The sequence below is a fragment of the Kitasatospora sp. NPDC036993 genome, assembly GCF_055607525.1.
On the sequence record NZ_JBVJRP010000014.1, the window covers coordinates 106,006 to 132,925 of the forward strand.

Annotated in this window: 1 protein-coding gene; it reads left to right on the forward strand. The window is 76.6% G+C overall.

Annotated elements, in window-relative coordinates; translation table 11 throughout:
- The first annotated feature begins 213 nt into the window (after positions 1-213).
- A complete protein-coding gene (locus ACZ7C5_RS27855) occupies positions 214-26,865 on the forward strand; it encodes a type I polyketide synthase (protein ID WP_470323668.1) in 26,652 nt (8,883 codons plus the stop codon).
- Positions 26,866-26,920 lie beyond the last annotated feature (55 nt).

A 26,920-nucleotide genomic window follows, 5' to 3' on the forward strand; every position in this document is an offset into this window, starting at 1 on the left:
GAGCCGGGTCGAGGGCGCCCGCGATTCCCGGTCCGACGGCGTCGGCCGGGGGCGTCCCGGGCCGATTTCCACCCCTTTCCCCTGGGGTCGATTAGGGGTGCCGCACGCGGTTTCGTCTCCCTAGGATTCGGAACGCTGCGGTCTTGCGGGTATCTCACGGTTAATCGGTTCCGGCTGCGATCCACCGCCGGCCGGGAGTAGGGGTTGATCAGCGTGGGGGAAGAGCAGAAGTATCTCGAATACCTGAAGCGGGTGACGGCCGACCTCCGGCGCACCCGCCGTCAGCTCCAGGTGGCGGAGATGCGCGAGCGGGAGCCCGTCGCGATCGTCGCGATGGCCTGCCGCTACCCGGGCGGCGTGAGCTCGCCGGCCGAGCTGTGGCAGCTGGTGACCAGCGGCGGTGACGGCATCACCGGGTTCCCCGAGGACCGCGGCTGGCCGACCGGCTCCGGCTACGCGAACGAGGGCGGATTCGTCGACGGGGCCGCCGACTTCGACGCCGCGCTGTTCGGCATCTCCCCGCGCGAGGCCGTGGCCATGGACCCGCAGCAGCGGCTGCTGCTGGAGTCCGCCTGGGAGGTCGTCGAGCGGGCCGGGCTCGACCCGCGCTCGCTCACCGGCAACCGGGTCGGCGTGTTCGTCGGCGCCTCCGCCTCCGGTTACGCCGAAGGCGCCCACGCCCTGCCCGAGGGCGCCGACACCCACCTGGCCATCGGCAACGCCGCCAGCGTGGTGTCCGGCCGGATCGCGTACGCGCTGGGCCTGGAGGGCCCCGCCGTCACCATCGACACCGCTTGCTCCTCCTCCCTGGTCGCCCTGCACCTGGCCGTCCACGCGCTGCGCGCGGGCGACTGCGAACTGGCGCTGGCCGGCGGTGTCACCGTGATGTCCTCGCCGAGCGTCTTCGCGGAGTTCAGCCGCCTCGACGGCCTGGCCGGCGACGGGCGCTGCAAGGCGTTCGCCGCGGCGGCCGACGGCACCGGCTGGGGCGAGGGCGTCGGCCTGCTGATGGTGGAACGGCTCTCCGACGCCCAGCGGCTCGGGCACCCGGTGCTCGCCGTGGTGCGCGGCAGCGCGGTCAACCAGGACGGCGCCTCCAACGGCCTCACCGCGCCGAACGGCCCCGCCCAGCAGCGGGTGATCCGCCAGGCGCTGGCCGGCGCCGGGCTGTCCCCGGCCGACGTGGACGCGGTCGAGGCGCACGGCACCGGCACCCGGCTCGGCGACCCGATCGAGGCCCAGGCCCTGCTCGCCACGTACGGGCGGGAGCGCGCCGAGGGCGGCCCGCTGTGGCTCGGCTCGGTCAAGTCCAACATCGGCCACACCCAGGCCGCGGCCGGCGTGGCCGGGGTGATCAAGATGGTGCAGGCGATGCGGCACGGCGTGCTGCCGGCCACCCTGCACGTGGACGAGCCCACCCCGCACGTGGACTGGAGCGAGGGCGGCGTCGAGCTGCTCACCGAGGCCAGGCCGTGGCCGGAGACCGACCGTCCCCGCCGGGCCGGCGTCTCCTCGTTCGGCATCAGCGGTACCAACGCGCACGTGATCCTGGAGGCGGCGCCCGCCCACGCGCCCGCCGAGCCGGGCGCCGGCACCGATGCGGACCCGGACGCCGACGCCGGCACCGGCGCCGAGCCCGCCGTCCACGCCCTTGTGGCGCCCGTCGACCCCGACCGGCCGCTGCTGTGGCCGCTCTCCGGCAAGAGCGCGGCCGGGCTGCGCGCCCAGGCCGGCCGGCTGCGTGCCCACCTCGCCGAAGCGGACGCTCCGGATCCCGCCGGCCTCGCCTGGTCGCTCGCCACCGCCCGCGCGGGCCTGGACCACCGCGCCGTGGTGCTCGGCGAGCTGCTCCCCGGCCTGGACGCGCTCGCCGCCGGCGAGGCCGCCGCGACGGGCGCGAGCGCGACGGTCAGCGCGACGGTGACCGGCGTGGCGGCCGAGGGCCGGACGGCCTTCCTGTTCACCGGCCAGGGCTCGCAGCGCGCGGCGATGGGCCGTGGGCTGTACGAGGCGTTCCCGGTCTTCGCCGGGGCCTTCGACGCCGCCTGCGCCGAACTGGACCGCCACCTCGGCTCGCCGGTCGCGGACGCGGTCTTCGAGGGCCGCGACCTCGACCGGACGATGTGGACCCAGGCCGGCCTGTTCGCGGTCGAGGTCGCCACCTTCCGGCTGCTCGAATCCTGGGGCGTCGCACCGAACTTCCTGCTCGGGCACTCCGTCGGCGAGCTCGCGGCCGCGCACTGCGCGGGCGTCCTCCCGCTCGCGGACGCGTGCGCCGTGGTGGCCGCGCGCGGCCGGCTGATGCAGGCGCTGCCGGCCGGCGGCGCGATGCTCGCGGTGCAGGCGACCGAGGCCGAGGCGGCCGAGGCGATCGCCGGGCGCGCCGACATCGCGGCGGTCAACGGCCCGTCCTCGGTGGTGGTCTCCGGCACCGAGGAGGTGATCGGCGAGCTGGCGGCCCGCTGGTCCGCCGAGGGCCGCAAGACCAGCCGGCTGACGGTCTCGCACGCCTTCCACTCGGCCCTGATGGAGCCGATGCTGGCCGAGTTCCGCGCCGTCCTGGAGACGGTCGCCTTCGCCCGTCCGCGGATCGCGATCGTCTCCAACCTGACCGGCGCCGTCGCCGATCCCGACCTGCTCACCACCCCGGACTACTGGGTGCGGCACGTGCGCGAGGCCGTCCGGTTCGCCGACGGCGCCGCCTGCCTGGCGGCCCGGGGCGTGACCCGCTTCGTCGAACTCGGCCCGGACGGCGTGCTCTGCGGGATGGCCCAACAGGCCGGAGCCGACGGCGTGTTCGCCCCGGTGCTGCGTCGCGGCCGGGACGACGCCGAGTCGGCGCTGACCGCACTGGCCCGGATCTGGACGGCCGGCGTCGAGGTCGACTGGCGCGCCGTGCTGCCCGAGCGCCCGCGGGTGGAGCTGCCCACGTACGCGTTCCAGCGGGAGCGCTACTGGCCGGACGTCATGGCGGCCCCGGTGGGCCCGCCGCCCGCCGCCGCCCCGGACGAGGACCGGCGGTTCTGGGACGCGGTGGAGCGCGCGGACCTCGCCGAGCTGGCCGCGACCCTGAAGCTGGAGGAGGCCCCCGGCCTGCTCGACACGGTGGTCCCCGCGCTGTCCGCCTGGCGGCGCGGCCGGCGGCAGGAGTCGGTCGTCGACTCCTGGCGCTACCGGGTGACCTGGAAGCCGCTGAGCGGCCTCGGTGACACCGCCCCGCTCACCGGCACCTGGGTGCTGGCCGCCGCCCCGGACGACGAGCGGGCGGAGGCCGTCGAGCGGGCCCTGCGGGCCGCCGGGGCCGCCGTGCTGCGCTGCGAGCCCGGGCAGTGGCCGACGTCCGGCCAGGCCGACCCGGCCGGCGTGGTCGCGCTGCCGGCCGGCGCCGACCCGGTCGCCGAGGCCCTGGCGACCGTCCAGGGCCTCGGCGCGGCGGGCATCGACGCGCCGCTGTGGCTGCTCACCTCCGGCGCCGTCTCGGTCGGCCGCTTCGACCCGCCGTGCGACCCGACGGCCGCCGGGGTGTGGGGGCTGGGACGCGTCGCCGCACTGGAACTCCCGGACCGCTGGGGCGGGTTGATCGACCTGCCGGCCACCCTGGACACTCGGGCCGGCGCCCGGCTGGCCGCGGTGCTGGCCGGCGGCACGGGCGAGGACCAGGTCGCGGTCCGCGGCTCCGCCGGGTACGGCCGCCGGCTGGCCCGGCCCGAGCCCGGCCGGACCGCCGAGCGCCCGTGGACCCCCTCGGGCACGGTGCTGATCACCGGCGGCACCGGCGCGCTGGGCGCGGCCACCGCCCGCTGGCTGGCCGGCCGCGGCGTGCCGCACCTGCTGCTGCTCGGCCGGCGCGGCGCCGCCGCACCCGGCACCGAGGAACTGGTCGCCGAACTGACCGCCACCGGCACCCGGGTGACCGTCGAGGCCTGCGACGTCGCGGACCGGGACGCGCTGGCCGCCGTGCTCACCGGGATCCCGGCCGACCTCCCGCTGACCGGCGTGGTGCACGCCGCCGGGGTCGCGGCCCACGACCCGATCGAGGACCTCGGACGCGCCGGGCTGGCCGCCGTCCTCGGCGGCAAGGCGGCCGGCGCCGCCCACCTCGACGAACTGACCGACGGCCTGGACCTGTTCGTCGCCTTCTCGTCGATCGCGGCGACCTGGGGCAGCGGCGGCCAGGCCGCCTACGCGGCCGGCAACGCCCACCTGGACGCGCTGGTCGACAACCGCCGCAGCCGCGGCCTGGCCGGCACCTCGATCGCCTGGGGCCCCTGGGCCGAGGCCGGCATGGCCGTCCGGGGCGAGGCCGCGGACTACCTGCGGCGGCGCGGGCTGAACGCGCTCGACCCGGCGCTCGCCGTCCTCGCCCTGGAGCGCTCCGTGGACCACGGCGAGGGCTGCGTGACCGTCGCCGACGTCGACTGGACGCTCTTCGCCCCGGCCTTCACCCTGGGCCGCCCCAGCCCGCTGCTGGCCGACCTGCCCGAGGCGGCGGAGTCCGTCACCGGCGACGCCGCCGACTTCGAGCTGGGCGCCGTCCTGCGGCAGCGGCTCGCCGCCGGGCCCGCGAACCACCGCCACCAGGTGCTGGTGGACCTGGTCAGGGAGCGCGCGGCCGCCGTGCTGGGCCACCGTACGGCCGAGGCGGTCGACCCCGACCAGGTCTTCCGCGACCTCGGCTTCGACTCGCTGACCGCCGTCGAGCTGCGCAACCTGCTGAACGCGGAGACCGGCCTCCAGCTGTCGGCCACCCTGGTCTTCGACCACCCGACGCCGACGGCCCTGGCCACCCACCTGCTCGGCGAACTGTTCGACCGGCCGGAGGAGTCGCCGGCGCACACCCGCGCCACCGCCACCGCCGCGGCCGACGACGACCCGGTCGTGATCGTCGGCATGAGCTGCCGCTACCCCGGCGGGGTGGAGTCCCCGGACGACCTGTGGCGGCTGGTGCTCGACGGTACGGACGGCGTCACCGGCTTCCCGGCCGACCGCGGCTGGGACCTCGCCGACGACGAGGGCTCGTACTCCCGCCAGGGCGGCTTCGTCGCCGGGGCGACCGGCTTCGACGCGGCCCTGTTCGGCATCTCGCCGCGCGAGGCGCTGGCCATGGACCCCCAGCAGCGGCTGCTGCTGGAGGCCGCCTGGGAGGCCTTCGAATCGGCCGGGGTGAACCCGCGCTCGGTCCAGGGCGCGCAGATCGGCGTGTTCGCCGGAGCCTCCAACTCCGGCTACGGCAGCGGCGGCCTCGGGCTCGCGGGGGCGGAGGGGCACCTGCTCTCCGGCACCGCCAACAGCGTGATCTCCGGCCGGATCGCGTACACCTTCGGCCTCGAAGGCCCGGCCGTCACGGTCGACACCGCGTGCTCCTCCTCGCTGGTCGCCCTGCACCTGGCGGTGCAGGCGGTGCAGCGCGGCGAGTGCGAGCAGGCGCTGGCCGGCGGCGTCACCGTGATGGTCTCCCCGGCCGCCTTCGGCGAGTTCGACCGCCAGGGCGGGCTGTCCTCGAACGGGCGCTGCCGCTCCTACGCGGGCGCCGCGGACGGCACCGGCTGGGGCGAGGGCGTCGGCCTGCTGCTGGTCGAGCGGCTCTCCACCGCCCGGCGTGACGGCCACCGGGTGCACGCGGTGATCCGCGGCAGCGCCGTCAACCAGGACGGCGCCTCCAACGGGCTCACCGCCCCCAACGGCCCCGCCCAGCAGCGGGTGATCCGCCAGGCGCTGGCCAACGCCGGACTGGCCACCCCGGACGTCGACCTGGTCGAGGGCCACGGCACCGGCACCGTGCTCGGCGACCCGATCGAGGCGCAGGCGCTGCTGGCCACCTACGGTCAGGACCGCGCCGACGGCGGCCCGCTGTGGCTCGGCTCGATCAAGTCCAACATCGGCCACACCCAGGCCGCGGCGGGCGCGGCCGGCGTGATCAAGATGGTGCAGGCGCTGCGCCACGGGATCATGCCCGCCACCCTGCACGTGGACGAGCCCAGCCCCCAGGTGGACTGGTCGCGCGGCGCGGTGGAACTGCTCACCGAGGCCCGTCCGTGGCCCGAGGCCGGCCGGCCGCGCCGCGCGGCCGTCTCCTCCTTCGGCATCAGCGGCACCAACGCCCACGTCATCATCGAGCAGCCGCCGGCCGCCGAGCCGGAGCCGGCCCCGACGCCCGCGCTCGCGCTGTGGCCGCTCTCCGCGCACACCAGGGACGGCCTGCGGGCCCAGGCGGAGCGGCTGCGCACCTTCCTCGCCGACGCGGACGCCGACCCGCGCGACATCGGCCACGCGCTCGCCACCACCCGGGCCGCGCTGGAGCACCGCACGGTGCTGCTCGGCGAGGACCGGGCCGAACTCCTCGGTCGGCTGGCCGACTTCGACGCCGACGCGGCCGCCACCGCGGTCCCCGGCGGCACCGCCTTCCTGTTCACCGGCCAGGGCGCGCAGCGGGCCGGCATGGCCGAGGAGCTGTACGAGCGCTTCCCGGTCTTCGCGGACGCCTTCGACGCGGTCTGCGCCGAGCTGGACCCTGCCCTGGACCGGCCGATCCGCGAGGTGGCGGCCGACGGCGTCGACCTGAACCGGACCGGCTACGCCCAGACGAGCCTGTTCGCGGTCGAGGTCGCGACCTTCCGGCTGCTCGAATCCTGGGGCGTGGTGCCGAACCTGCTGCTCGGCCACTCGATCGGCGAGATCGCGGCGGCGCACTGCGCGGGCGTGTTCTCCCTGCCGGACGCCTGCCGGCTGGTGGCGGCCCGCGCCCGGCTGATGCAGGCGCTCCCGGCCGGCGGGGCGATGCTCGCGGTGCAGGCCCCCGAGGAGGAGGTCAGGGCGGAGCTGGACGGCCTGGCCGACATCGCCGCGGTCAACGGGCCCGCCGACGTGGTGGTCTCCGGCGACGCGGCCGTGATCGACGAACTCGCCGCCCGCTGGCGAGCCGAGGGGCGCAGGACCGCCCGGCTGGCGGTCTCGCACGCGTTCCACTCGGCGCTGATGGAGCCGATGCTCGCGGACTTCCGCGCGGTGCTGGAGACCGTCGCCTTCGAGGCGCCGCGGATCGCGATGGTCTCGAACCTGACCGGTACCCTCGCCGGTGCCGGGACCCTGGGCACGCCGGACTACTGGGTCCGGCACGTCAGGGAGACCGTCCGGTTCGCCGACGGCGTGGCCTGCCTGCGCGACCACGGCGTACGGAAGTTCGTCGAGCTGGGGCCGGACGGCGTGCTCTGCGGCATGGCCCAGCTCACCGTCACCGACGGTGTGTTCGTGCCGGTGCAGCGCCGGGACCGGAGCGGCGCGCCGGCCGCCGCGCCGGCCGGGCTGTGGACGGCCGGCGTCCCGCTGGACTGGCGGGCGGTGCTGGGCGGCGGCCGGCGGGTCGACCTGCCGACGTACCCCTTCCAGCGTGAGCGGTACTGGCCCGAGGCCGTCCCCGCCGCGGCGCCGGCGAGTGGCGGCGACCCGCTGGACGCCCGGTTCTGGGACGCGGTGGAACGCGAGGACCTGGGCGAGCTGGCGAGCACCCTGGCCGTCGAGGCGGCGGGGGAGCTGGAGCCGCTGCTGCCCGTGCTGTCCTCCTGGCGCAGGCGCCGCCGGGCCGACGCCGTGGTCGACTCCTGGCGCTACCGGGTCACCTGGAAGCCGGTCACGGACGGGCTCGGCGCGGGCGTGCCGGCCGGCCGCTGGCTGGTCGTGCGGCCGGCCGACGGCGCCGGGACCGCCGGGGTGGCGGCCGAACTGCCCGCCGCCCTGCGGGCCGCCGGGGCCGACCTGGTCGAATTCGGCTGCGACCCGGTCGCCGACGGCCGGGCGGCGCTGGCCGGACGGCTGGCGGAGTTGCCGGACGCCTTCGCGGGTGTGCTGTCGCTGACCGCGCTCGGCCGGGACGGGCTGACCGCCTCGCTGGTCCTGTTGCAGGCGCTCGGCGACGCCGGGATCGGCGCGCCGCTGTGGACCGTCACCAGCGGCGCGGTGTCGGTCGGCGGCTCGGACCCGCTGCGCGACCCGTTCCAGGCCCAGGTGTGGGGCGCCGGCCGGGTCGCCGCCCTGGAGCACCCGGACCGCTGGGGCGGCCTGGTGGACGTCCCCGCCACCGTGGACGCCAGGGCCGCCGCCCGGCTGGCCTCGGTGCTGACCGGCGACCAGGGCCTGGACCAGGTCGCCGTGCGCGCGGCCGGGGTCTACTCCCGCCGGCTGGTGCGGGCGGCCGCCGACGGCGCCCCGGCGGAGCCGTGGACCCCCTCGGGCACCGTGCTGATCACCGGCGGCACCGGCGCGCTGGGCGCCGCCGTCGCCCGCTGGCTGGCCGGGCGCGGCGCACCGCACCTGGTGCTCACCGGCCGGCGCGGGCAGGACACCCCCGGCGTGGCCGGTCTGGCCGCCGAACTCACCGGGCTCGGCGCCCGGGTGACGGTCGCCGCCTGCGACGCGGGGGACCGGGAGGCGCTGGCCGAGGTGCTGGCGGCCGTCCCGGCCGAGCTCCCGCTGACCGGTGTGGTGCACGCGGCCGGCGTCGCGGAGACCGCCCCGTTGGACTGGGCCGGCCCCGCCGACGTGCGCTCCTCCACCGGCGGCAAGGTGACCGGCGCGGCGCACCTGGACGAGCTGACCGCCGGGCTGGACCTGGACCTGTTCGTCACCTTCTCCTCCATCGCGGGCGTCTGGGGCAGCGGCGGGCAGGGGCTCTACGCCGCCGCCAACGCCTACCTGGACGCCCTGGTGCAGCAGCGGCGCTCGCGCGGCCTGGCCGGCCTCTCGGTGGCCTGGGGCCCGTGGGCCGGGGCCGGCATGGCGGTGCGCGGCGTGGCCGAGGACTTCCTGCGCAAGCGCGGACTGCCCGCGCTGGACCCGGCGCTGGCCGTCGCCGCGCTCGCCCGGGCGGTGGACCTGCGGGAGACCTGCCTGGTGGTCGCGGACGTGGACTGGGAGCGGTTCGCCCCGGCGTTCACCTCCAGCCGCCCCAGCCCGCTGCTGGCCGACCTGCCCGAGGCGGTGCGGCGGCCGGCCGCGGAGGAGTCCGCCGCCGAGGCCGGATCCGCCCTGGTGCGGCGGCTCGCCGCGGCGCCCGCCCCACAGCGTGCCCGGATCGTGCTGGACCTGGTCAGGGCGCGGGTCGCCACGGTGCTCGGGCACAGCACGGCCGAGGCGGTCGAGCCGGACCGGGCCTTCCGCGACCTGGGTTTCACCTCGCTGAGCGCGGTGGAGCTGCGCAACGCGCTCGGCACCGAGACCGGCCTGGCGCTGCCGGCCACCCTGGTCTTCGACTACCCGACCCCCGGTGAGCTGGCCGGGCACCTGGCCGGGCAGCTGCTGGCCGGCCTGGAACGGGCCCCGGCGGCGGACCGGGCGCCCGGCACCGTGGCCGGGCCCGGAACCGGCGGTGACGACCCGATCGTGATCGTCGGCATGAGCTGCCGCTACCCCGGCGGCATCACCTCGCCGGACGAGCTGTGGGAGCTGGTCGCCACCGGCGCCGACGGCATCTCGGGATTCCCCGCCGACCGCGGCTGGGAGTTCGCCGACGCGGAGGGCGGGTACTCCCGGCAGGGCGGCTTCGTCCACGAGGCGACCCGCTTCGACGCGGGGCTGTTCGGCATCTCGCCGCGCGAGGCGCTGGCGATGGACCCTCAGCAGCGGCTGCTGCTGGAGGCCGTCTGGGAGACCTTCGAGTCCGCCGCCCTGGACCCCAGGTCGCTCAAGGGCGAACAGGTCGGCGTCTTCGTCGGCGCGTCCTCCTCCGGCTACGGCGGGGGCGGCGCGCGCGGCTTCGACGGGGCGGAGGGGCACCTGCTCTCCGGCACCGCGAACAGCGTGATCTCCGGCCGGGTGGCGTACTCCTTCGGCCTGGAGGGGCCGGCGGTGACGGTGGACACCGCCTGCTCCTCCTCGCTGGTGGCGCTGCACCTGGCGGCGCAGGCGGTGCAGCGCGGCGAGTGCGCGATGGCGCTCGCGGGCGGTGTCACGGTGATGGTCTCGTCGGCCACCTTCGGCGAGTTCGACCGGCAGGGCGGCCTCGCCTCGGACGGCCGCTGCAAGGCCTTCGCCGCCGCGGCCGACGGCACCGGCTGGGGCGAGGGCGTCGGTGTGCTGCTGGTCGAGCGGCTGTCGGACGCCCAGCGCCTCGGCCACCGGGTGCTGGCCCGGGTGCGTGGCAGCGCCGTCAACCAGGACGGCGCCTCCAACGGGCTGACGGCGCCCAACGGGCCCTCGCAGGAGCGGGTGATCCGCCAGGCGCTGGCGACCGCGGGCCTGACCACCGCCGAGGTGGACGTGGTCGAGGCGCACGGCACCGGCACCCGGCTCGGCGACCCGATCGAGGCCGGGGCGCTGCTCGCGACGTACGGTCAGGACCGGCCCGAGGGCAGCCCGCTGCTGCTCGGCTCGATCAAGTCCAACATCGGGCACACCCAGGCGGCCGCCGGCGTCGCCGGGATCATCAAGATGGTCATGGCGATGCGGCACGGGGTGCTGCCGGCCACCCTGCACGTGGACGCGCCGTCCCCGCACGTGGACTGGTCGGCCGGCGCGGTGGAACTGCTCACCGAGGCCCGTCCGTGGCCCGAGGCCGGCCGGCCGCGCCGCGCGGGCGTCTCCTCCTTCGGCATCAGCGGCACCAACGCTCACGTCATCATCGAGGCCGTGCCGGTCCTGGCCCAGGACGAGCCGGCCGGGACGGCGCCGCCGGTGATCCCCTGGCTGCTGTCGGCCAGGACCGAACCCGCGCTGCGGGCCCAGGCCGAACGGCTCGCCGCCTTCGCCGGCTCGACCGGCTCCGACGGCTCTCCGGCCGACCTCGGGCACGCCCTGCTCGGCCGGGCGGCCCTCGCGCACCGCGCCGTGGTGCTCGGCGCCGACGTGGCCGGCCTCGCGGAGGGGCTCGGCACCGTGGCCGCGGGCACCCCGGCCGCGCACGTGGTCACCGGAGTGACCGCCGAGGGCCAGACGGCCTTCCTGTTCACCGGTCAGGGCGCGCAGCGGGTGGGGATGGGCGCCGGGCTGTACGAGGCGTTCCCGGTGTTCGCGGACGCCTTCGACGCGGTCTGCGCCGAGCTGGACCTGTTGCTGGACCGTCCGGTGAAGGACGTGGTGTTCGGGGGCGCCGAGGATCTCGACCGTACGGTGTGGGCGCAGGCCGGGCTGTTCGCGGTCGAGGTCGCTTCGTACCGGCTGCTCGAATCCTGGGGCGTGGTACCGGACTTCCTGCTCGGGCACTCGATCGGCGAGGTGGCGGCGGCCCATGTGGCGGGGGTGTTCTCGCTGGCCGACGCGTGCGCGCTGGTGGCGGCGCGCGGGCGGCTGATGCAGGCGCTGCCGACGGGCGGCGCGATGCTCGCCGTCCAGGCCACCGAGGCCGAAGCGGCCGGGGCGATCGGCGACCGGGCCGACATCGCCGCCGTCAACGGGCCTTCCTCGGTGGTGGTTTCGGGCCCGGCGGAGGCCGTCGACGAGCTGGCCGCCCACTGGAAGGCCGAGGGCCGCCGGACCAGCCGGCTGAGCGTCTCGCACGCCTTCCACTCGGCCCTGATGGAGCCGATGCTCGCCGAATTCGCCGCCGTCCTGGCCGGGTTGACGTTCGCCGAGCCGCGGATCCCGCTGGTCTCGAACCTGACCGGGTCGGTGGCCGGCCCCGGCCTGCTCACCACCCCGGACTACTGGGTCCGCCAGGTCCGCGAGGCGGTCCGCTTCGCCGACGGGATCGGCCACCTCACCGGACAGGGCGTCACCCGGTTCGTCGAACTGGGGCCGGACGGCGTGCTCTGCGGAATGGCCCAGCAGTCCGCCCCCGAGGGCGTGTTCGCGCCCCTCGCCCGGCGCGACCGGGAGCCCGCGGACACCGCGCTGCGCGCGCTGGCCAGGGTCTGGACGGCGGGCGCGGACGTCGACTGGCGGGCGGTGCTGCCGACCGGTCGGCGGCTCGACCTGCCGACGTACGCCTTCCAGCGCGAGCGGTACTGGCCGGAGGTCGTCCCGGTGGCCGGGGACCCGGGCACGGCAGGCCTGGAGCCGGTCGGCCACCCGCTGCTGAGCGCCGCCGTCACGGTGGCCGACGGCGGCGGCCTGCTGCTCACCGGGCGGCTCTCGGCGGCCACCCACCCGTGGCTGGCCGACCACGTCATCCTGGACCGGGTGGTGCTGCCCGGCGCGGCCCTGGTCGAGCTGGTCTGGACGGCCGGTCGCCGGGCCGGCTGCGCGGCGATCAGGGAGCTCGTCCTGCGGACCCCGCTGGTGCTGCCCGAGCACACCGGGACGCAGCTCCAGGTGAGCGTGAGCGCCGCCAGTGAGAGCGGCGAGCGCACGGTCGAGGTCTACTCGCGGCCCGAGGGCACCGTCGACGCGGTCTGGACCAGCCATGCGGCCGGTCTGCTGGCCACCGCCGACGCCGGAACCGGCGAGGGCCTCACCGCCTGGCCGCCGGCAGGCGCCGAGCCGGTGGCCCTGGACGGCTTCTACGAGGCGCTGGCCGGGAGCGGCTACGGTTACGGCCCGGTGTTCCGGGGCCTGCGCGCGGCCTGGCGGGCGGGCGGCACCGTCTACGCCGAGGTCGCGCTGCCCGAGGAGGCGGCGGGCGAGGCTGGCGGGTTCGGGCTGCACCCGGCGCTGCTGGACGCGGCGCTGCACGCCGTGGGCCTGTCCCCGGTCGTCCAGGCCGGTGGCACCCGGCTGCCGTTCGCCTGGACCGGCACCCGGCTGGACGCGGTCGGCGCGTCGGTGCTCCGGGTGCGGGTCGACGGCACCGCGGAGGGCGTGTCGCTGCTGCTCGCCGACGGCGTGGGCGAGCCCGTCGCCACCGTGGAGTCGCTGGCGATGCGGGAGATCTCCGCGGAGGCGCTGCGCCCCGCCGAGGAGAGCGGCCCCGAGGCGCTGTTCGCCGTCGACTGGGCGCCGGTGACGGTCGCCGAGGAGGCCGTGGACGTCTCCGGCTGGGCGGCGATCGGCGAAGTCGACGGCCTGCGGTCCTACGCCGCCGTCGCGGACCTGGTGGCGGAGCTGGACGGCGAGGGCGCGGTGCCGCCGGTGGTGGTGCTGCCGGTCCCGGCCTCGGACGATGTGCACGAGCTGACCGCGGGCGTGCTGGGCGTGGTCCGGGAGTGGCTGGCGGAGGAGCGGTTCGAGGCCGCGCGGCTGGCGGTGCTGACGCGTGGTGCGATGCCCGTCGTCGCGGGAGCCGGGGTGGATCCGGTCCAGGCGGCGGTGTGGGGCCTGCTGCGGTCGGCGCAGACGGAGAACCCGGACCGGATCGTCCTGGTGGACCTCGATCCGCGGGACGACTCGGCGCGCCTGTGGCCGGCCGTGGTGGCCGGTGACGAGCCGCAGGCGGCGATCCGCGGCACCCTGGTACGGGTGCCGCGCCTGGTGCGGGCGTCCGCGGTCGCCCGGCTGGCGGTGCCGGAGGGGGAGGGTGCCTGGCGGTTGGGTGTCGCCGGGGAGGGCGCGGTCCTGGCGGACATGGCGCTGGTGCCCGCGCCGGAGGCCGACGCCCCGCTGGGTGCGGGTGAGGTGCGGGTCGCGGTGCGCTCGGCGGGTGTGAACTTCAAGGACGTGCTGATCGGTCTGGGCATGTACCCGGATCCTTCGGCGGTGATCGGTGCCGAGGCCGCGGGCGTGGTCCTGGAGGTCGGCGCGGAGGTGACCGACCTCGCCCCGGGGGACCGGGTGTTCGGCTTCTTCACCGGCGGCGCCGCCCTGCGGGCGGTGACCGACCGGCGGCTGTTGGCCCGGGTGCCGGAGGGCTGGTCCTTCGCCCAGGCCTCGTCGGTGCCCCTGGTGTTCGCGACCGCCTACTTCGGGCTGCGTGACCTGGGCGACGCCCGGCCGGGTGAGTCGGTGCTGGTGCACGCGGCGGCCGGTGGTGTGGGCATGGCGGCCGTCCAACTGGCCCGCCACTTCGGGCTGGAGGTGTACGGCACGGCCAGTCGTGGCAAGTGGGATGTGCTGCGTGCCGCCGGTCTGGACGACGCGCACATCTCTTCTTCGCGTGACCTGGACTTCGAAGAGCACTTCCGCGCCACCAGCGGTGGGCGCGGGGTGGACCTGGTGCTGAACTCGCTGGTCGGGGAGTTCATCGACGCCTCGCTGCGGCTCCTGGCGGACGGCGGCCGGTTCCTGGAGATGGGCAAGACCGACATCCGGCAGCCGGAGGGCGTCCGCTACCGGGCGTTCGACCTCGGGGAGGCGGGCCCGGAGCGGATGGGCGGCATCCTGCACGAGGTCATCGAGTTGTTCGAGGCCGGTGTGCTGCGGATGCTGCCGATCACGGCCTGGGACGTGCGGGACGCGGTGAACGCCTTCCGGTTCGTCAGTCAGGCGAAGCACGTGGGCAAGAACGTGCTCACCGTGCCGGCGCCGCTGGACCCGGAGGGGACGGTGCTGATCACCGGTGGGACCGGGACGCTGGGCGGGTTGCTGGCCCGTCACCTGGTCGCCGGGCACGGCGTCAGGCATCTCACCTTGCTCAGTCGTCGTGGGCCGGAGAGTCCGGAGGCGGCCGAACTGGTCGCCGCGCTGGCCGAGTCGGGTGCCGAGGCCGAGGTGGTCGCCTGTGACGCGGCGGACCGTACGGCGCTGGCGGCCGTGCTGGAGGGTCTGGCCCGTCCGCTGACCGGTGTGGTGCACGCGGCCGGTGTCCTGGACGACGGGGTGTTCGGCTCGATGACGCCGGAGCGGCTCTCCGCCGTGCTGCGTCCGAAGGCGGACGCGGCGCTCAACCTGCACGAGTTGACTGTCCGTCAGGATCTGGCGATGTTCGTGCTGTACTCCTCGGTGTCCGCGACGTTCGGCTCCGGCGGGCAGGCCAACTACGCGGCGGCCAACGCCTTCCTGGACGGCCTGGCCGTCCGGCGGACGGCCGAGGGTCTGGCCGGCCAGTCGCTGGCCTGGGGTCTGTGGGAGCAGGCCAGCGAACTCACCGGCCACCTGGCCTCGGCACGCAGCGGCTCCGCCCTGCCCACCGCCCGGGCACTCGCCCTGTTCGACCGCGCGACCGCGCTGTCCCTCCCGCACCTGGTGCCGATGGTCCTGGACCTCGCCGCGGCGCAGGCGGTCTCCACCCACCTGGTGCCCCCGCTGCTGCGCGGCCTGATCCGGCCGGCCGCGCGCCGGGCGGCCGGCCGGGGCGCGGGCGCGGACGCCGGACTGGTCGGCCGGCTGCGGTCGCTGCCGGCCGAGGAGCGGCGCGCGCAACTGCTGGACCTCGTCCGGAGCAGCGCGGCCACCATCCTCGGCCACTCCGCCGCGGACGCGGTCGGCGCCCGGCACGCGTTCCGCGACCTCGGCTTCGACTCGCTCACCGCCGTCGAACTGCGCAACGGGCTGAACGCCGTCACCGGGCTGCGGCTGCCGGTGACCCTGGTCTTCGACTACCCGACGCCGACCGTGCTCGCCGAGCACCTCGACGCGCTGCTGTTCGAGCGGGCCGCGCCGGTGTCGACGGTCACCGCCGAGGCGGCTGTGGACACCGGCGAGCCGATCGCGATCATCGGCATGAGCTGCCGCTACCCCGGCGGCGCGGACACCCCCGAGCGGCTCTGGCGCCTGCTGGCCGAGGGCTTCGACGGCGTCACCGCCTTCCCGTCCGACCGCGGCTGGGAGGTCGAGGTCGCCGAGGCCACCTACACGCCCCGCGGCGGCTTCCTGCACGACGCCCCCGACTTCGACGCCGGGCTGTTCGGGATCTCGCCGCGCGAGGCGCTGGCGATGGACCCCCAGCAGCGGCTGCTGCTGGAGGCCTCCTGGGAGGCCTTCGAGTCGGCCGGGCTGGATCCGCTGTCGATGCACCACTCGTCCACCGGAGTCCTGGTCGGCGCCTCGGCGTTCGGCTACGGCGCCGGGATGGACCTGCCCGAGTCGGAGGGGCACCTGATGACGGGTGCCGCCACCAGCGTCCTGTCCGGCCGCGTCTCGTACGTGTTCGGCCTGGAGGGCCCCGCGGTCACCGTGGACACCGCCTGCTCCTCCTCACTGGTCGCCCTGCACTGGGCGATCCAGGCGCTCCAGCGCGGCGAGTGCGCGATGGCGCTGACCGGCGGCGTGACCGTGATGTCCACCCCCGGCGTGTTCGCCGAGTTCGACCGGCAGGACGGCCTCGCCTCGGACGGGCGCTGCAAGGCGTTCTCCGCCGGGGCCGACGGCACCGTCTGGTCCGAGGGCGTGGGCGTGCTGGTGCTCCAGCGGCTGTCCGACGCCCGCCGCGACGGCCACCGGGTGCTCGCGGTGGTCCGCGGCAGCGCCGTCAACCAGGACGGTGCCTCCAACGGGCTGACGGCGCCCAACGGGCCCTCGCAGGAGCGGGTGATCCGCCAGGCGTTGGCCACCGCGCGGCTCGCCCCGTCCGAGGTGGACGCGGTGGAGGCGCACGGCACCGGCACGCCGCTCGGCGACCCGATCGAGGCCCAGGCCCTGCTGGCGACGTACGGCCAGGGCCGCGCCGGGGACCAGCCGCTGTGGCTCGGCTCGGTCAAGTCCAACATCGGCCACACCCAGTCGGCGGCGGGCGTCGCCGGGATCATCAAGATGGTGCAGGCGATGCGCCACGGCCTGCTGCCCGCCACCCTGCACGTCGAGCAGCGGACTCCGCACGTCGACTGGTCGACCGGTGCGGTGGAACTGCTCACCGAGGCCAGGCCGTGGCCGGACCTCGGCCGGCCGCGCCGCGCGGGCGTCTCCTCCTTCGGTATCAGCGGCACCAACGCCCACGTGATCCTGGAGCAGGGCGACCCGGTGCCCGCCCCGGAGCCGGTGCCCGCCGCGGAACCGGCACCGGGCGACGGCACCGTGCTCTGGCCGGTCTCGGCGAGGACCCCGGCCGGGCTGGGCGGGCAGGCGGACCGGCTGCGCGGGTTCCTGGCGACCGGGCCCGACCTGGCGGCCGCCGGGCACGCCCTGGCCGTCCGCCGGTCCGCGCTGGAGCACCGCGCGGTCGTCCTCGGCGACTCGGCGGAGGCCCTCGGCGGGGCGCTGGCGGCGCTGGCCGAGGGGCGGTCCGGCCAGGGCGTGGTGACCGGGGTGGCGGTCGAGGGCCGGACGGCGTTCCTGTTCACCGGGCAGGGCGCGCAGCGGGTGGGGATGGGCAAGGGCCTGTACGAGGCGTTCCCGGTGTTCGCGGGGGCCTTCGACGAGGTCTGCGCCGGGTTCGACCTGGGCGGGCCGCTGAAGGACGTGGTGTTCGGGGGCGCGGAGGATCTGGACCGTACGGTGTGGGCGCAGGCCGGGCTGTTCGCGGTCGAGGTCGCGTCGTACCGTTTGCTCGAATCCTGGGGTGTGGTACCGGAGTTTCTGCTCGGGCACTCGATCGGCGAGGTGGCGGCGGCCCATGTGGCGGGGGTGTTCTCGCTGGCCGACGCGTGTGCGCTGGTGGCGGCGCGGGGCCGGCTGATGCAGGCGCTGCCCGAGGGCGGCGCGATGCTCGCCGTGCAGGCGGGCGAGGCCGAGGTGCGCGAGGCGATCGGCGACCGCCTCGACGTCGCGGCCGTCAACGGGCTTGCCTCGCTGGTGGTTTCGGGCCCCGCCGAGGTGGTGGACGAGTTCGCCGCGCAGTGGAAGGCCGAGGGTCGCAAGACCAGCAGGCTGACCGTCTCGCACGCCTTCCACTCGGCCCTGATGGAGCCGATGCTCGCCGAATTCGCCGCCGTCCTGGAGCAGTTGACCTTCGCCGAGCCGCGCATCCCGATCGTCTCCAACCTGACCGGCGAACTCGCCGAGCCGGGCCTGCTCACCACCCCCGACTACTGGGTCCGCCAGGTCCGCGAAGCCGTCCGCTTCGCCGACGGCGTGGAGACCCTGCGGCGGCAGGGCGTCACCCGGTTCGTCGAACTCGGCCCCGACGCGGTGCTGTGCGGGATGGCCAGGCAGGCCGACGTCGAGGGCGTCTTCGCGCCGGTGCTGCGCCGCGGCCGGGACGAGGCCGGGACGGCGCGACAGGCGCTGGCCCGGCTGTGGACGGCCGGCGCCGAGGTGGACTGGCCGGCCCTGCTGCCGGCCGGCCCCCGGGTCGAGCTGCCGACGTACGCCTTCCAGCGGGAGCGGTACTGGCCGCGCCCGTCCGCCCGGACGGGCGACGCCGGTTCGGTCGGACAGCTGCCCACCGGCCACCCGCTGCTCGGCGCCGCGGTGCAACTGGCCGGTGACGAAGGCCTGGTGCTGACCGGCCTGCTGTCCCGGGCCACCCGCCCCTGGCTGGCCGACCACGCGATCCAGGGCCGGGTGCTGGTGCCCGGCACCGCGTTCGTGGACATGGCGCTGCGGGCGGGCGCGCAGATCGACCTCCCGGTGCTGGAGGAGCTGATCGTCCAGGCCCCGCTGCCGCTGCCCGAACGCGGAGGCGTCCGGATCCAGGTGCGCGCGACGGCCCCCGGCGAGGACGGCGACAGCCGGGTGGAGATCCACGCCCGCCCGGACAGCGACGACGACGCCCCGTGGGTCTGCCACGCGGCCGGCACGCTGACCGGGGAGGAGCGGGCACCGGGCTTCGACCTCACCGCCTGGCCGCCGGCGGGCGCCGAACCGGTGGTCCTGGACGGCTTCTACGAGGCGCTGGCCGGCGGCGGCTACGGTTACGGCCCGGTGTTCCGGGGCCTGCGCGCGGCCTGGCGGGCGGGCGACACCGTCTACGCCGAGGTCGCGCTGCCCGAGGCGGCGGTGGCCGAGGCGGGCGGGTTCGGGCTGCACCCGGCGCTGCTGGACGCGGCGCTGCACGTCAGCGGCCTGGTCCTGGCCGACGCCGGACAGGCGCCCCGGGTGCCGTTCGCGTGGACCGGCGTGCGGCTGCACGCGGTGGGCGCCTCGACGCTGCGGGTCGCGGTGACCCGGGCGGCCGACGGGGTGGCGCTCCTCGCCGCCGACGAACTCGGCGCCCCCGTCGCCTCGGTCGGCTCGCTGGTGCTCCGCGAGGTCTCCGCCCAGGCGCTCCAGAGCCCCGCCGACGCCTGGCCGGACGCGCTGTTCGCGCTGGACTGGGTGCCGGTGCCGCCGGCCGAGGCCGCTGCCGACCCGACGGGCTGGGCCGTTCTGGGCGCCGAACCGGCGCCGGGCGCACGGGAGTTCGCGGATCTGGCGGCGCTGGCGGCGGAGCCGGACGGCGCGCTGCCGCCGGTGGTGGTGCTGGCCGTTCCGGCCTCCGAGGACGTGCACGGGACGGCCGCGCGGGTGCTGGCCACCGCGCAGGAGTGGCTGGGCGAGGAGCGGTTCGCCGACAGCCGGCTGGTCGTGCTGACGAGCGGCGCGGTGCCGGCCGCGGCGGGCGGCGGAGCGGACCCGGTGCAGGCGGCCGTCTGGGGCCTGCTGCGGGCCGCGCAGACCGAGAACCCGGGCCGGATCGTCCTGGTCGACCTGGACCCCGCGGCGGCGGACCGGTGGGCCGGCTGGCCCGCGCTGGTCGGCGGTGAGGAGCCCCAACTCGCGCTCCGCGGAGGGGATGTGCGGGTGCCGCGCCTGGTGCGGGCGTCCGCGGTCGACCGGCTGGCGGTGCCGGAGGGGGAGGGTGCCTGGCGGTTGGGTGTCGCGGGGGAGGGTGCGGTCCTGGCGGACATGGCGCTGGTGCCCGCGCCGGAGGCGGACGCCCCGCTGGGTGCGGGTGAGGTGCGGGTCGCGGTGCGTTCGGCGGGGGTGAACTTCAAGGACGTGCTGATCGGTCTGGGCATGTACCCGGATCCTTCGGCGGTGATCGGGGTTGAGGCCGCGGGCGTGGTCCTGGAGGTCGGCGCCGGGGTGACCGACCTGGCCGTCGGCGAGCGGGTGTTCGGCTTCTTCACCGGCGGCGCGGCCCGGCGGGCCGTCACCGACCGGCGGCTGCTGGCCACGATGCCCGCCGACTGGACCTTCGCGCAGGCCGCGTCGGTGCCGATCGTCTTCGCCACCGCCTACTTCGGGTTGCGTGACCTGGCCGAAGCCCGGCCGGGTGAGTCGGTGCTGGTGCACGCGGCGGCCGGTGGTGTGGGCATGGCGGCCGTCCAACTGGCCCGTCACTTCGGGCTGGAGGTGTACGGCACGGCCAGCCGCGGCAAGTGGGACGTGCTGCGTGCCGCCGGTCTGGACGACGCGCACATCTCTTCTTCGCGTGACCTGGACTTCGAGGAGCATTTCCGCGCCACCAGCGGTGGGCGCGGGGTGGACCTGGTGCTGAACTCGCTGGCCGGGGAGTTCATCGACGCCTCGCTGCGGCTGATGGCCGAGGGCGGGCGCTTCCTGGAGATGGGCAAGACCGACATCCGGCAGCCCGCCGACGTCTGGTACCGGGCCTTCGACCTGGCCGAGGCCGGTCCGGAGCGGATGGGCGGCCTGCTCCAGGAAGTCATCGGGCTGTTCGAGGCCGGTGTGCTGCGGATGCTGCCGATCACGGCCTGGGACGTGCGGGACGCGGTGAACGCCTTCCGGTTCGTCAGTCAGGCGAAGCACGTGGGCAAGAACGTGCTGACGGTGCCGGCGCCGCTGGACCCGGAGGGGACGGTGCTGATCACCGGTGGGACCGGGACGCTGGGTGGGCTGCTGGCCCGTCACCTGGTCGCCGGGCACGGGGTGCGGCACCTGACGCTGCTCAGTCGTCGTGGGCCGGGGAGTCCGGAGGCGGCCGAACTGGTCGCCGCGCTGGCCGAGTCGGGTGCCGAGGCCGAGGTGGTCGCCTGTGACGCGGCGGACCGTACGGCGCTGGCGGCCGTGCTGGAGGGTCTGGCCCGTCCGTTGACCGGTGTGGTGCACGCGGCCGGTGTCCTGGACGACGGGGTGTTCGGCTCGATGACGCCGGAGCGGCTCTCCGTCGTGCTGCGTCCGAAGGCGGACGCGGCGCTCAACCTGCACGAGTTGACTGTCCGTCAGGATCTGGCGATGTTCGTGCTGTACTCCTCGGTGTCCGCGACGTTCGGCTCCGGCGGGCAGGCCAACTACGCGGCGGCGAACGCCTTCCTGGACGGCCTGGCCGTCCGGCGGACGGCCGAGGGTCTGGCCGGCCAGTCGCTGGCCTGGGGTCTGTGGGAGCAGGCCAGCGAACTCACCGGCCACCTGGCCTCGGCACGCAGCGGCTCCGCCCTGCCCACCGCCCGGGCACTCGCCCTGTTCGACCGCGCGACCGCCCTGCCGATGCCCCACCTGCTGCCGGTCACGCTCGATCTCAGGGCCCGCCGAGGCGGCGCCGTCCCGCCGCTGTTCCGCGCCCTGGTGCGGGCCCCGATCAGCCGGGCCGCCGAGCGCGGCGCCGGTGGCCGGGCCGCCGTGCTGGAGCAGCTGCGGGCGCTGGGCGCCGACGAGCGCCGGGCGCGCCTGCTGGAGCTGGTGCGGGCCCACGTGGCGACCGTCCTCGGTCACTCCGGGGTGGAAGCGGTCGGCGCGAAGCAGGCGTTCAAGGACCTCGGGCTGGACTCGCTGACGGCGGTGGAGCTGCGCAACGGCCTCAACACCGCGACCGGACTGCGGCTGCCCGCGACCCTGGTCTTCGACTACCCGACCCCGGAGCTGCTGGCGGACCACCTCGCCGAGGCGCTGTCCGACGGCACCCCGGCGGCGCCGGGGACGGCCCCGGCCACGGGCGGGTCCGCCGCCACCGCCGCCGGCCTCGACGAACCGATCGCGATCGTCGGCATGAGCTGCCGCTACCCCGGCGGCGCGGACGACCCCGAGCGGCTCTGGCAGCTGCTGGCCGAGGGCTTCGACGGCGTCACCGCCTCCCCGGCCGACCGCGGCTGGCTGGTCGACGACCCGGCGTACGCCCCGCGCGGAGGCTTCCTGGAGAACGTCGCCGGCTTCGACGCGGAGCTGTTCGGGATCTCGCCGCGCGAGGCGCTGGCGATGGACCCGCAGCAGCGCCTGCTGCTGGAGTCGGCCTGGGAGGCCTTCGAGTCCGCGGGCTTCGCGGCGCCCGGACTGCGCGGCACCCCGACCGGCGTGTTCGTCGGGGCCTACACGTCGAGCTACGGCGTGGGCGCCCAACTCCCGCCCGGGGCCGAGGGCTTCCTGATGACGGGCGCCTCGATGAGCGTGGTCTCCGGCCGGCTCTCGTACGTGTTCGGCCTGGAGGGTCCGGCGGTCACCGTGGACACCGCGTGCTCCTCCTCGCTGGTGGCGATGCACCTGGCCGCGCAGGCGCTGCGGCGCGGCGAGTGCGAGCTGGCGCTCGCGGGCGGCGTCGCCGTCATGGCCGGCCCGAGCCTCTTCGCCGAGTTCGGACGGCAGGGCGGACTGGCCTCGGACGGGCGGTGCAAGGCCTTCGCCTCGGCGGCGGACGGCACCACCTGGTCCGAGGGCGTCGGCCTGCTGGTGCTGGAACGGCTCTCCGACGCGCTGCGCAACGGCCACGAGATCCACGCGGTGATCCGCGGCAGCGCCGTCAACCAGGACGGCGCGTCCAACGGTCTCACCGCGCCCAACGGGCCCTCGCAGCAGCGGGTGATCCGCCAGGCGCTGGCCGACTCCGGCCTCGCCTCCGCCGACGTGGACGCCGTCGAGGCGCACGGCACCGGCACCCGCCTCGGTGACCCGATCGAGGCCCAGGCGCTGCTGGCGACGTACGGCCAGGACCGGCCCGAGGACAGCCCGCTGTGGCTGGGCTCGATCAAGTCCAACTTCGGGCACACCCAGGCCGCCTCCGGCGTGGCCGGGGTGATCAAGATGGTGCAGGCGATGCGGCACGGCGTGCTGCCGGCCACCCTGCACGTCGACGAGCCGACCCATCACGTGGACTGGTCGGCGGGCGCGGTCGAGCTGCTGACCGAGGCCAGGCCGTGGCCCGAGGCCGAGCGGCCGCGCCGCGCGGGCGTCTCCTCCTTCGGGATCAGCGGCACCAACGCCCACGTCATCCTGGAATCCGCACCGGCCGCCGCGCCGGTCGCCCCCGCTGGGTCCCCGGCCCTCGAAGGCCCGCTGCCGTGGCTGCTGTCCGGCAAGACCCCGGCCGCGCTGCGCGACCAGGCGCGCTCCCTGCGGGCCCACCTGGCGCAGGCCCCCGCCGGGGCCCCCGGGGACGTCGCCTGGTCGCTGGCCACCGGCCGGGCCGAACTGGAGCACCGCGCGGTGGTCGTCGGCCGGGACACCGAGGAGCTGTCGGAGCTGCTCGACCGGCTCGCCGCCGACGAGGCGGACGGCGCCCCCGCCGGCCAGGGCCGACTGGCCTTCCTGTTCACCGGCCAGGGCTCCCAGCGGACCGGGATGGGACGCGAACTGTACGAGGCGCAGCCGGAGTTCGCGGCCGCCTTCGACGCGGTCTGCGCGCGGTTCGACCTGGGCAGGCCGCTCAAGGACGTGGTGTTCGAGGGCGCCGAGGACCTGGACCGGACGATGTGGGCCCAGGCCGGGCTGTTCGCCGTCGAGGTCGCGTCCTTCCGGCTGCTCGAATCCTGGGGTGTGGTACCGGAGTTCCTGCTCGGCCACTCGATCGGCGAGGTGGCCGCCGCGCACTGCGCGGGTGTCCTGTCGCTGCCCGACGCCTGCGCCCTGGTCGCGGCTCGCGGCCGGCTGATGCAGGCGCTGCCGGAGGGCGGCGCGATGCTGGCGGTCGAGGCCGGCGAGGCCGAGGTGCGGGAGGCGATCGGCGACCGGCTGGACGTCGCCGCCGTCAACGGGCCTGCCTCCGTGGTGGTTTCGGGCCCGGCGGAGGCCGTCGACGAACTCGCCGAGCGCTGGCGGGCCGAGGGCCGCCGGACCCGCCGGCTGACCGTCTCGCACGCCTTCCACTCGGCCCTGATGGAGCCGATGCTCGCCGAGTTCACCGCCGCGATCGACGGGCTGGAGTTCGCCGAGCCGCGCATCCCGATCGTGTCGAACCTGACCGGCACGGTGGTGGACCCGGAGGAGCTCCGCACACCCGGGTACTGGGCCCGTCAGGTGCGCGGCACCGTCCGCTTCGCCGACGGCGTCAGCCACCTGGCCGGCCAGGGCGTCACCCGCTACCTCGAACTGGGCCCCGACGGCGTGCTCTGCGGCATGGCGCAGCAGTCCGGCCCGGACGGCGCCGTGTTCGCGCCGCTGCTGCGCCGCGACCAGGACGAGTCCGCCACCGCCCTGCGGGCGCTCGGCCGGCTCTGGGCGGCAGGCCTGGACGTGGACTGGCCGGCAGTCCTGCGCACCGGCCGGCGGGTGCCGCTGCCCGGGTACGCCTTCCAGCGCACCCGGTTCTGGCTGGAGCACACCACCGGTGTGGGCGACCTGGGCGGCGTGGGCCAGACCCCGGCGGACCACCCGCTGCTCGGGGCGACGGTCGCGCTGGCCGGCGAGGACGAGGTGCTGCTGACCGGCCGGCTGTCGCGGGCCGCGCAGCCGTGGCTGGCGGACCACGCGATCCTGGGCCGGGTCCTGGTGCCGGGGACGGCCTTCGTGGAGATGGCGCTGCGGGCCGGCGAACAGGTCGGCTTCCGCACCCTGCGCGAACTGATCGTGCAGGCCGCGCTGCCGCTGCCGCCGAGCGGCGGGGTGCGGGTCCAGGTGCGGGTGGCCGCCCCGGGCGAGGACGGCGACCGGCGGGTGGAGATCCACGCCAGGCCGGACCTGGACGGGGCGCCGTGGGTGCGCCACGCGACGGGCGTGCTGGGCGCCGGGGCCGCGCCGGAGGACCACGGCCTGGTGGCCTGGCCGCCGCCCGGCGCCGAACCGGTGGAGCTGGACGGCTTCTACGAGCTGCTCGCCGGAGCCGGCTACGGCTACGGCCCGGCCTTCCGGGGCCTGCGCGCCGCCTGGCGGGCCGGCGACACCGTCTACGCCGAGGTGGCCCTGCCCGAGGAGGCGGCCCCGGCCGCCGCCGGGTTCGGGCTCCACCCGGCCCTGCTGGACGCCGCGCTGCACGTGATCGGGCTCGCCCGGGCCGACTCCGGGCAGGCCCCCAGGATTCCGTTCGCCTGGACCGACGTGTGCCTGCACGCGACCGGCGCCGCGATGCTGCGCGTCGCGGTGACGCCGACCGAGGACGGCGTGCTGATCAGGGCCGCCGACGGGCTCGGCGCCCCGGTCGCCTCGGTGGAGTCCCTGGTGCTCAGGGAGACCGCCGTCGAGCAGCTGCCGGAACCCGTACAACCGTCCGTCCTGGACTGGCTGTTCGCCGTCGAGTGGACGCAGGTGCCCGCCCTGCCGCCGGTGGACACCGCGGGCTGGTGCGTGCTCGGCCAGGCCGCGCCCGACGTGCCGGGCGACCGGTACGACTCCCTGGCAGAGCTGACCGGGTCGGCCGAGCAGGCCGAGCTGTCCGACGGCGCCGAGGTGCCCCCGGTGGTGGTGCTGCCGGTGGCGGTGGCCGGCCCCGGCGACGCGGCCGACGCGCTCCGGACGGCCTCGCAGGTGCTGGAGACCGTCCAGGCGTGGCTCGCCGACGAGCGCTTCGCGGACTCCCGGCTGGTGGTGCTGACCTCCGGCGCCGTCGACCCGGCCGGCGAGGTGCGCGACCTGCCCGGCGCGGCGGTCTGGGGCCTGCTGCGCTCGGCCCAGTCCGAGCACCCGGACCGGTTCGTCCTGGTCGACGCGGACGAACCGGCGGCCGATGCCTGGCACCCGTACGCGACCGGCGCCGAACCCCAGCTGGCGGTGCGGGACGGACGCCCGCTGGTGCCCCGCCTGGCCAGGGCCGCAACCGCCACGGCCGCACCCGACACCGCGGCGCCCGGCACCGGAGCGCCCGCCGGGCTCCCCGGCACCGTCCTGGTCACCGGCGGCACCGGCGTGCTCGGCGGCCTGTTCGCCCGCCACCTGGCCGAGGCGTACGGCGTGCGGCACCTGCTGCTGCTCAGCCGGCGCGGCCCGGACAGCCCCGGCGCGGCCGAACTGGTCGCCCGGCTGGCCGAACTCGGCGCCGAGGCCGAGGTGGTGGCCTGCGACGCCGCCGACCGGGAGGCGCTGGCCGGGGTACTGGCCGCGATCCCGGCGGACCGCCCGCTGTCCGGCGTGGTGCACACCGCCGGTGTGCTGGACGACGGACTGGTCGGGTCGCTGACGCCGGAGCGGATCGCCACGGTGTTCCGCCCCAAGGCCGACGCGGCCGCGCACCTGCACGAGCTGACCGAGGGCCTGGAGCTGGACCTGTTCGTGCTGTTCTCCTCGGCCGCCGGGACCTTCGGCTCGCCGGGCCAGGCCAACTACGCGGCGGCGAACACCTTCCTGGACGCCCTGGCGGCCCACCGCCGGGCCCGGGGGCTCCCGGCGCTGTCGCTCGCCTGGGGCGTCTGGGCGGAGACCAGCGCGATGACCGGCCACCTCGGCGACCGGGCCGCCAGGCTCGGCACCGGCCTGACCGCCGAACAGGGCCTCGCGCTCTTCGACGCGGCCCTGGCCGGGGACCACGCCCACCTGGTGCCGGTGCGGCTCGACCTGCCGGCCGGGCCCGGCGCCGCCGACAGCGCGGTGCCCGCCCTCCTGCGCGGCCTGCTGCCGGGTGGCCCGCGCCGGGCCGGCGCCGCCCCGGACGGCCCGCCGCCGCTGCTGCGCCAGGTGGCGGGCCGCTCCCCGGCGGAGGCTGCCCGGCTGATCCTGGACGCGGTCAGGGCGGACGTCGCCCAGGTCCTGGGGCACGCCACGGCGGAGGCGGTGGCGCCCGACCGGGGCTTCGTCGACCTCGGCTTCGACTCGCTGACCGCCGTCGAACTGCGCAACCGCCTCGCCGCCCGCACCGGGCTGCGGCTGCCCGCGACGCTGACCTTCGACCAGCCGTCGGCCGGCCGGGTCGCCGAGTACCTGGCCGCCCGGATCGCCCCGGCCGGGTCCGCGGCCGTGGCGCTCACCGAACGGGTGGAGGGGATCGAGGCCGAGCTGGCCACGGTGGGCGAGGCGGAACGGCTCACCGTGCTGCGGCGGCTCCAGGCGATGCTGGCCCGCTTCGAGGACGGCGCGCCGGGGCCGTGGACCCCGTCCGTGGTGGCCGGCCTCGACACCGCGAGCGACGACGAGATCTTCGACTTCATCGACAAGGAGCTGGGCTCATCGTGACCCCGCCGCCGAACGCCCACCCGACGCCGCCGAACGCCCACCCGACGCCGCCGAA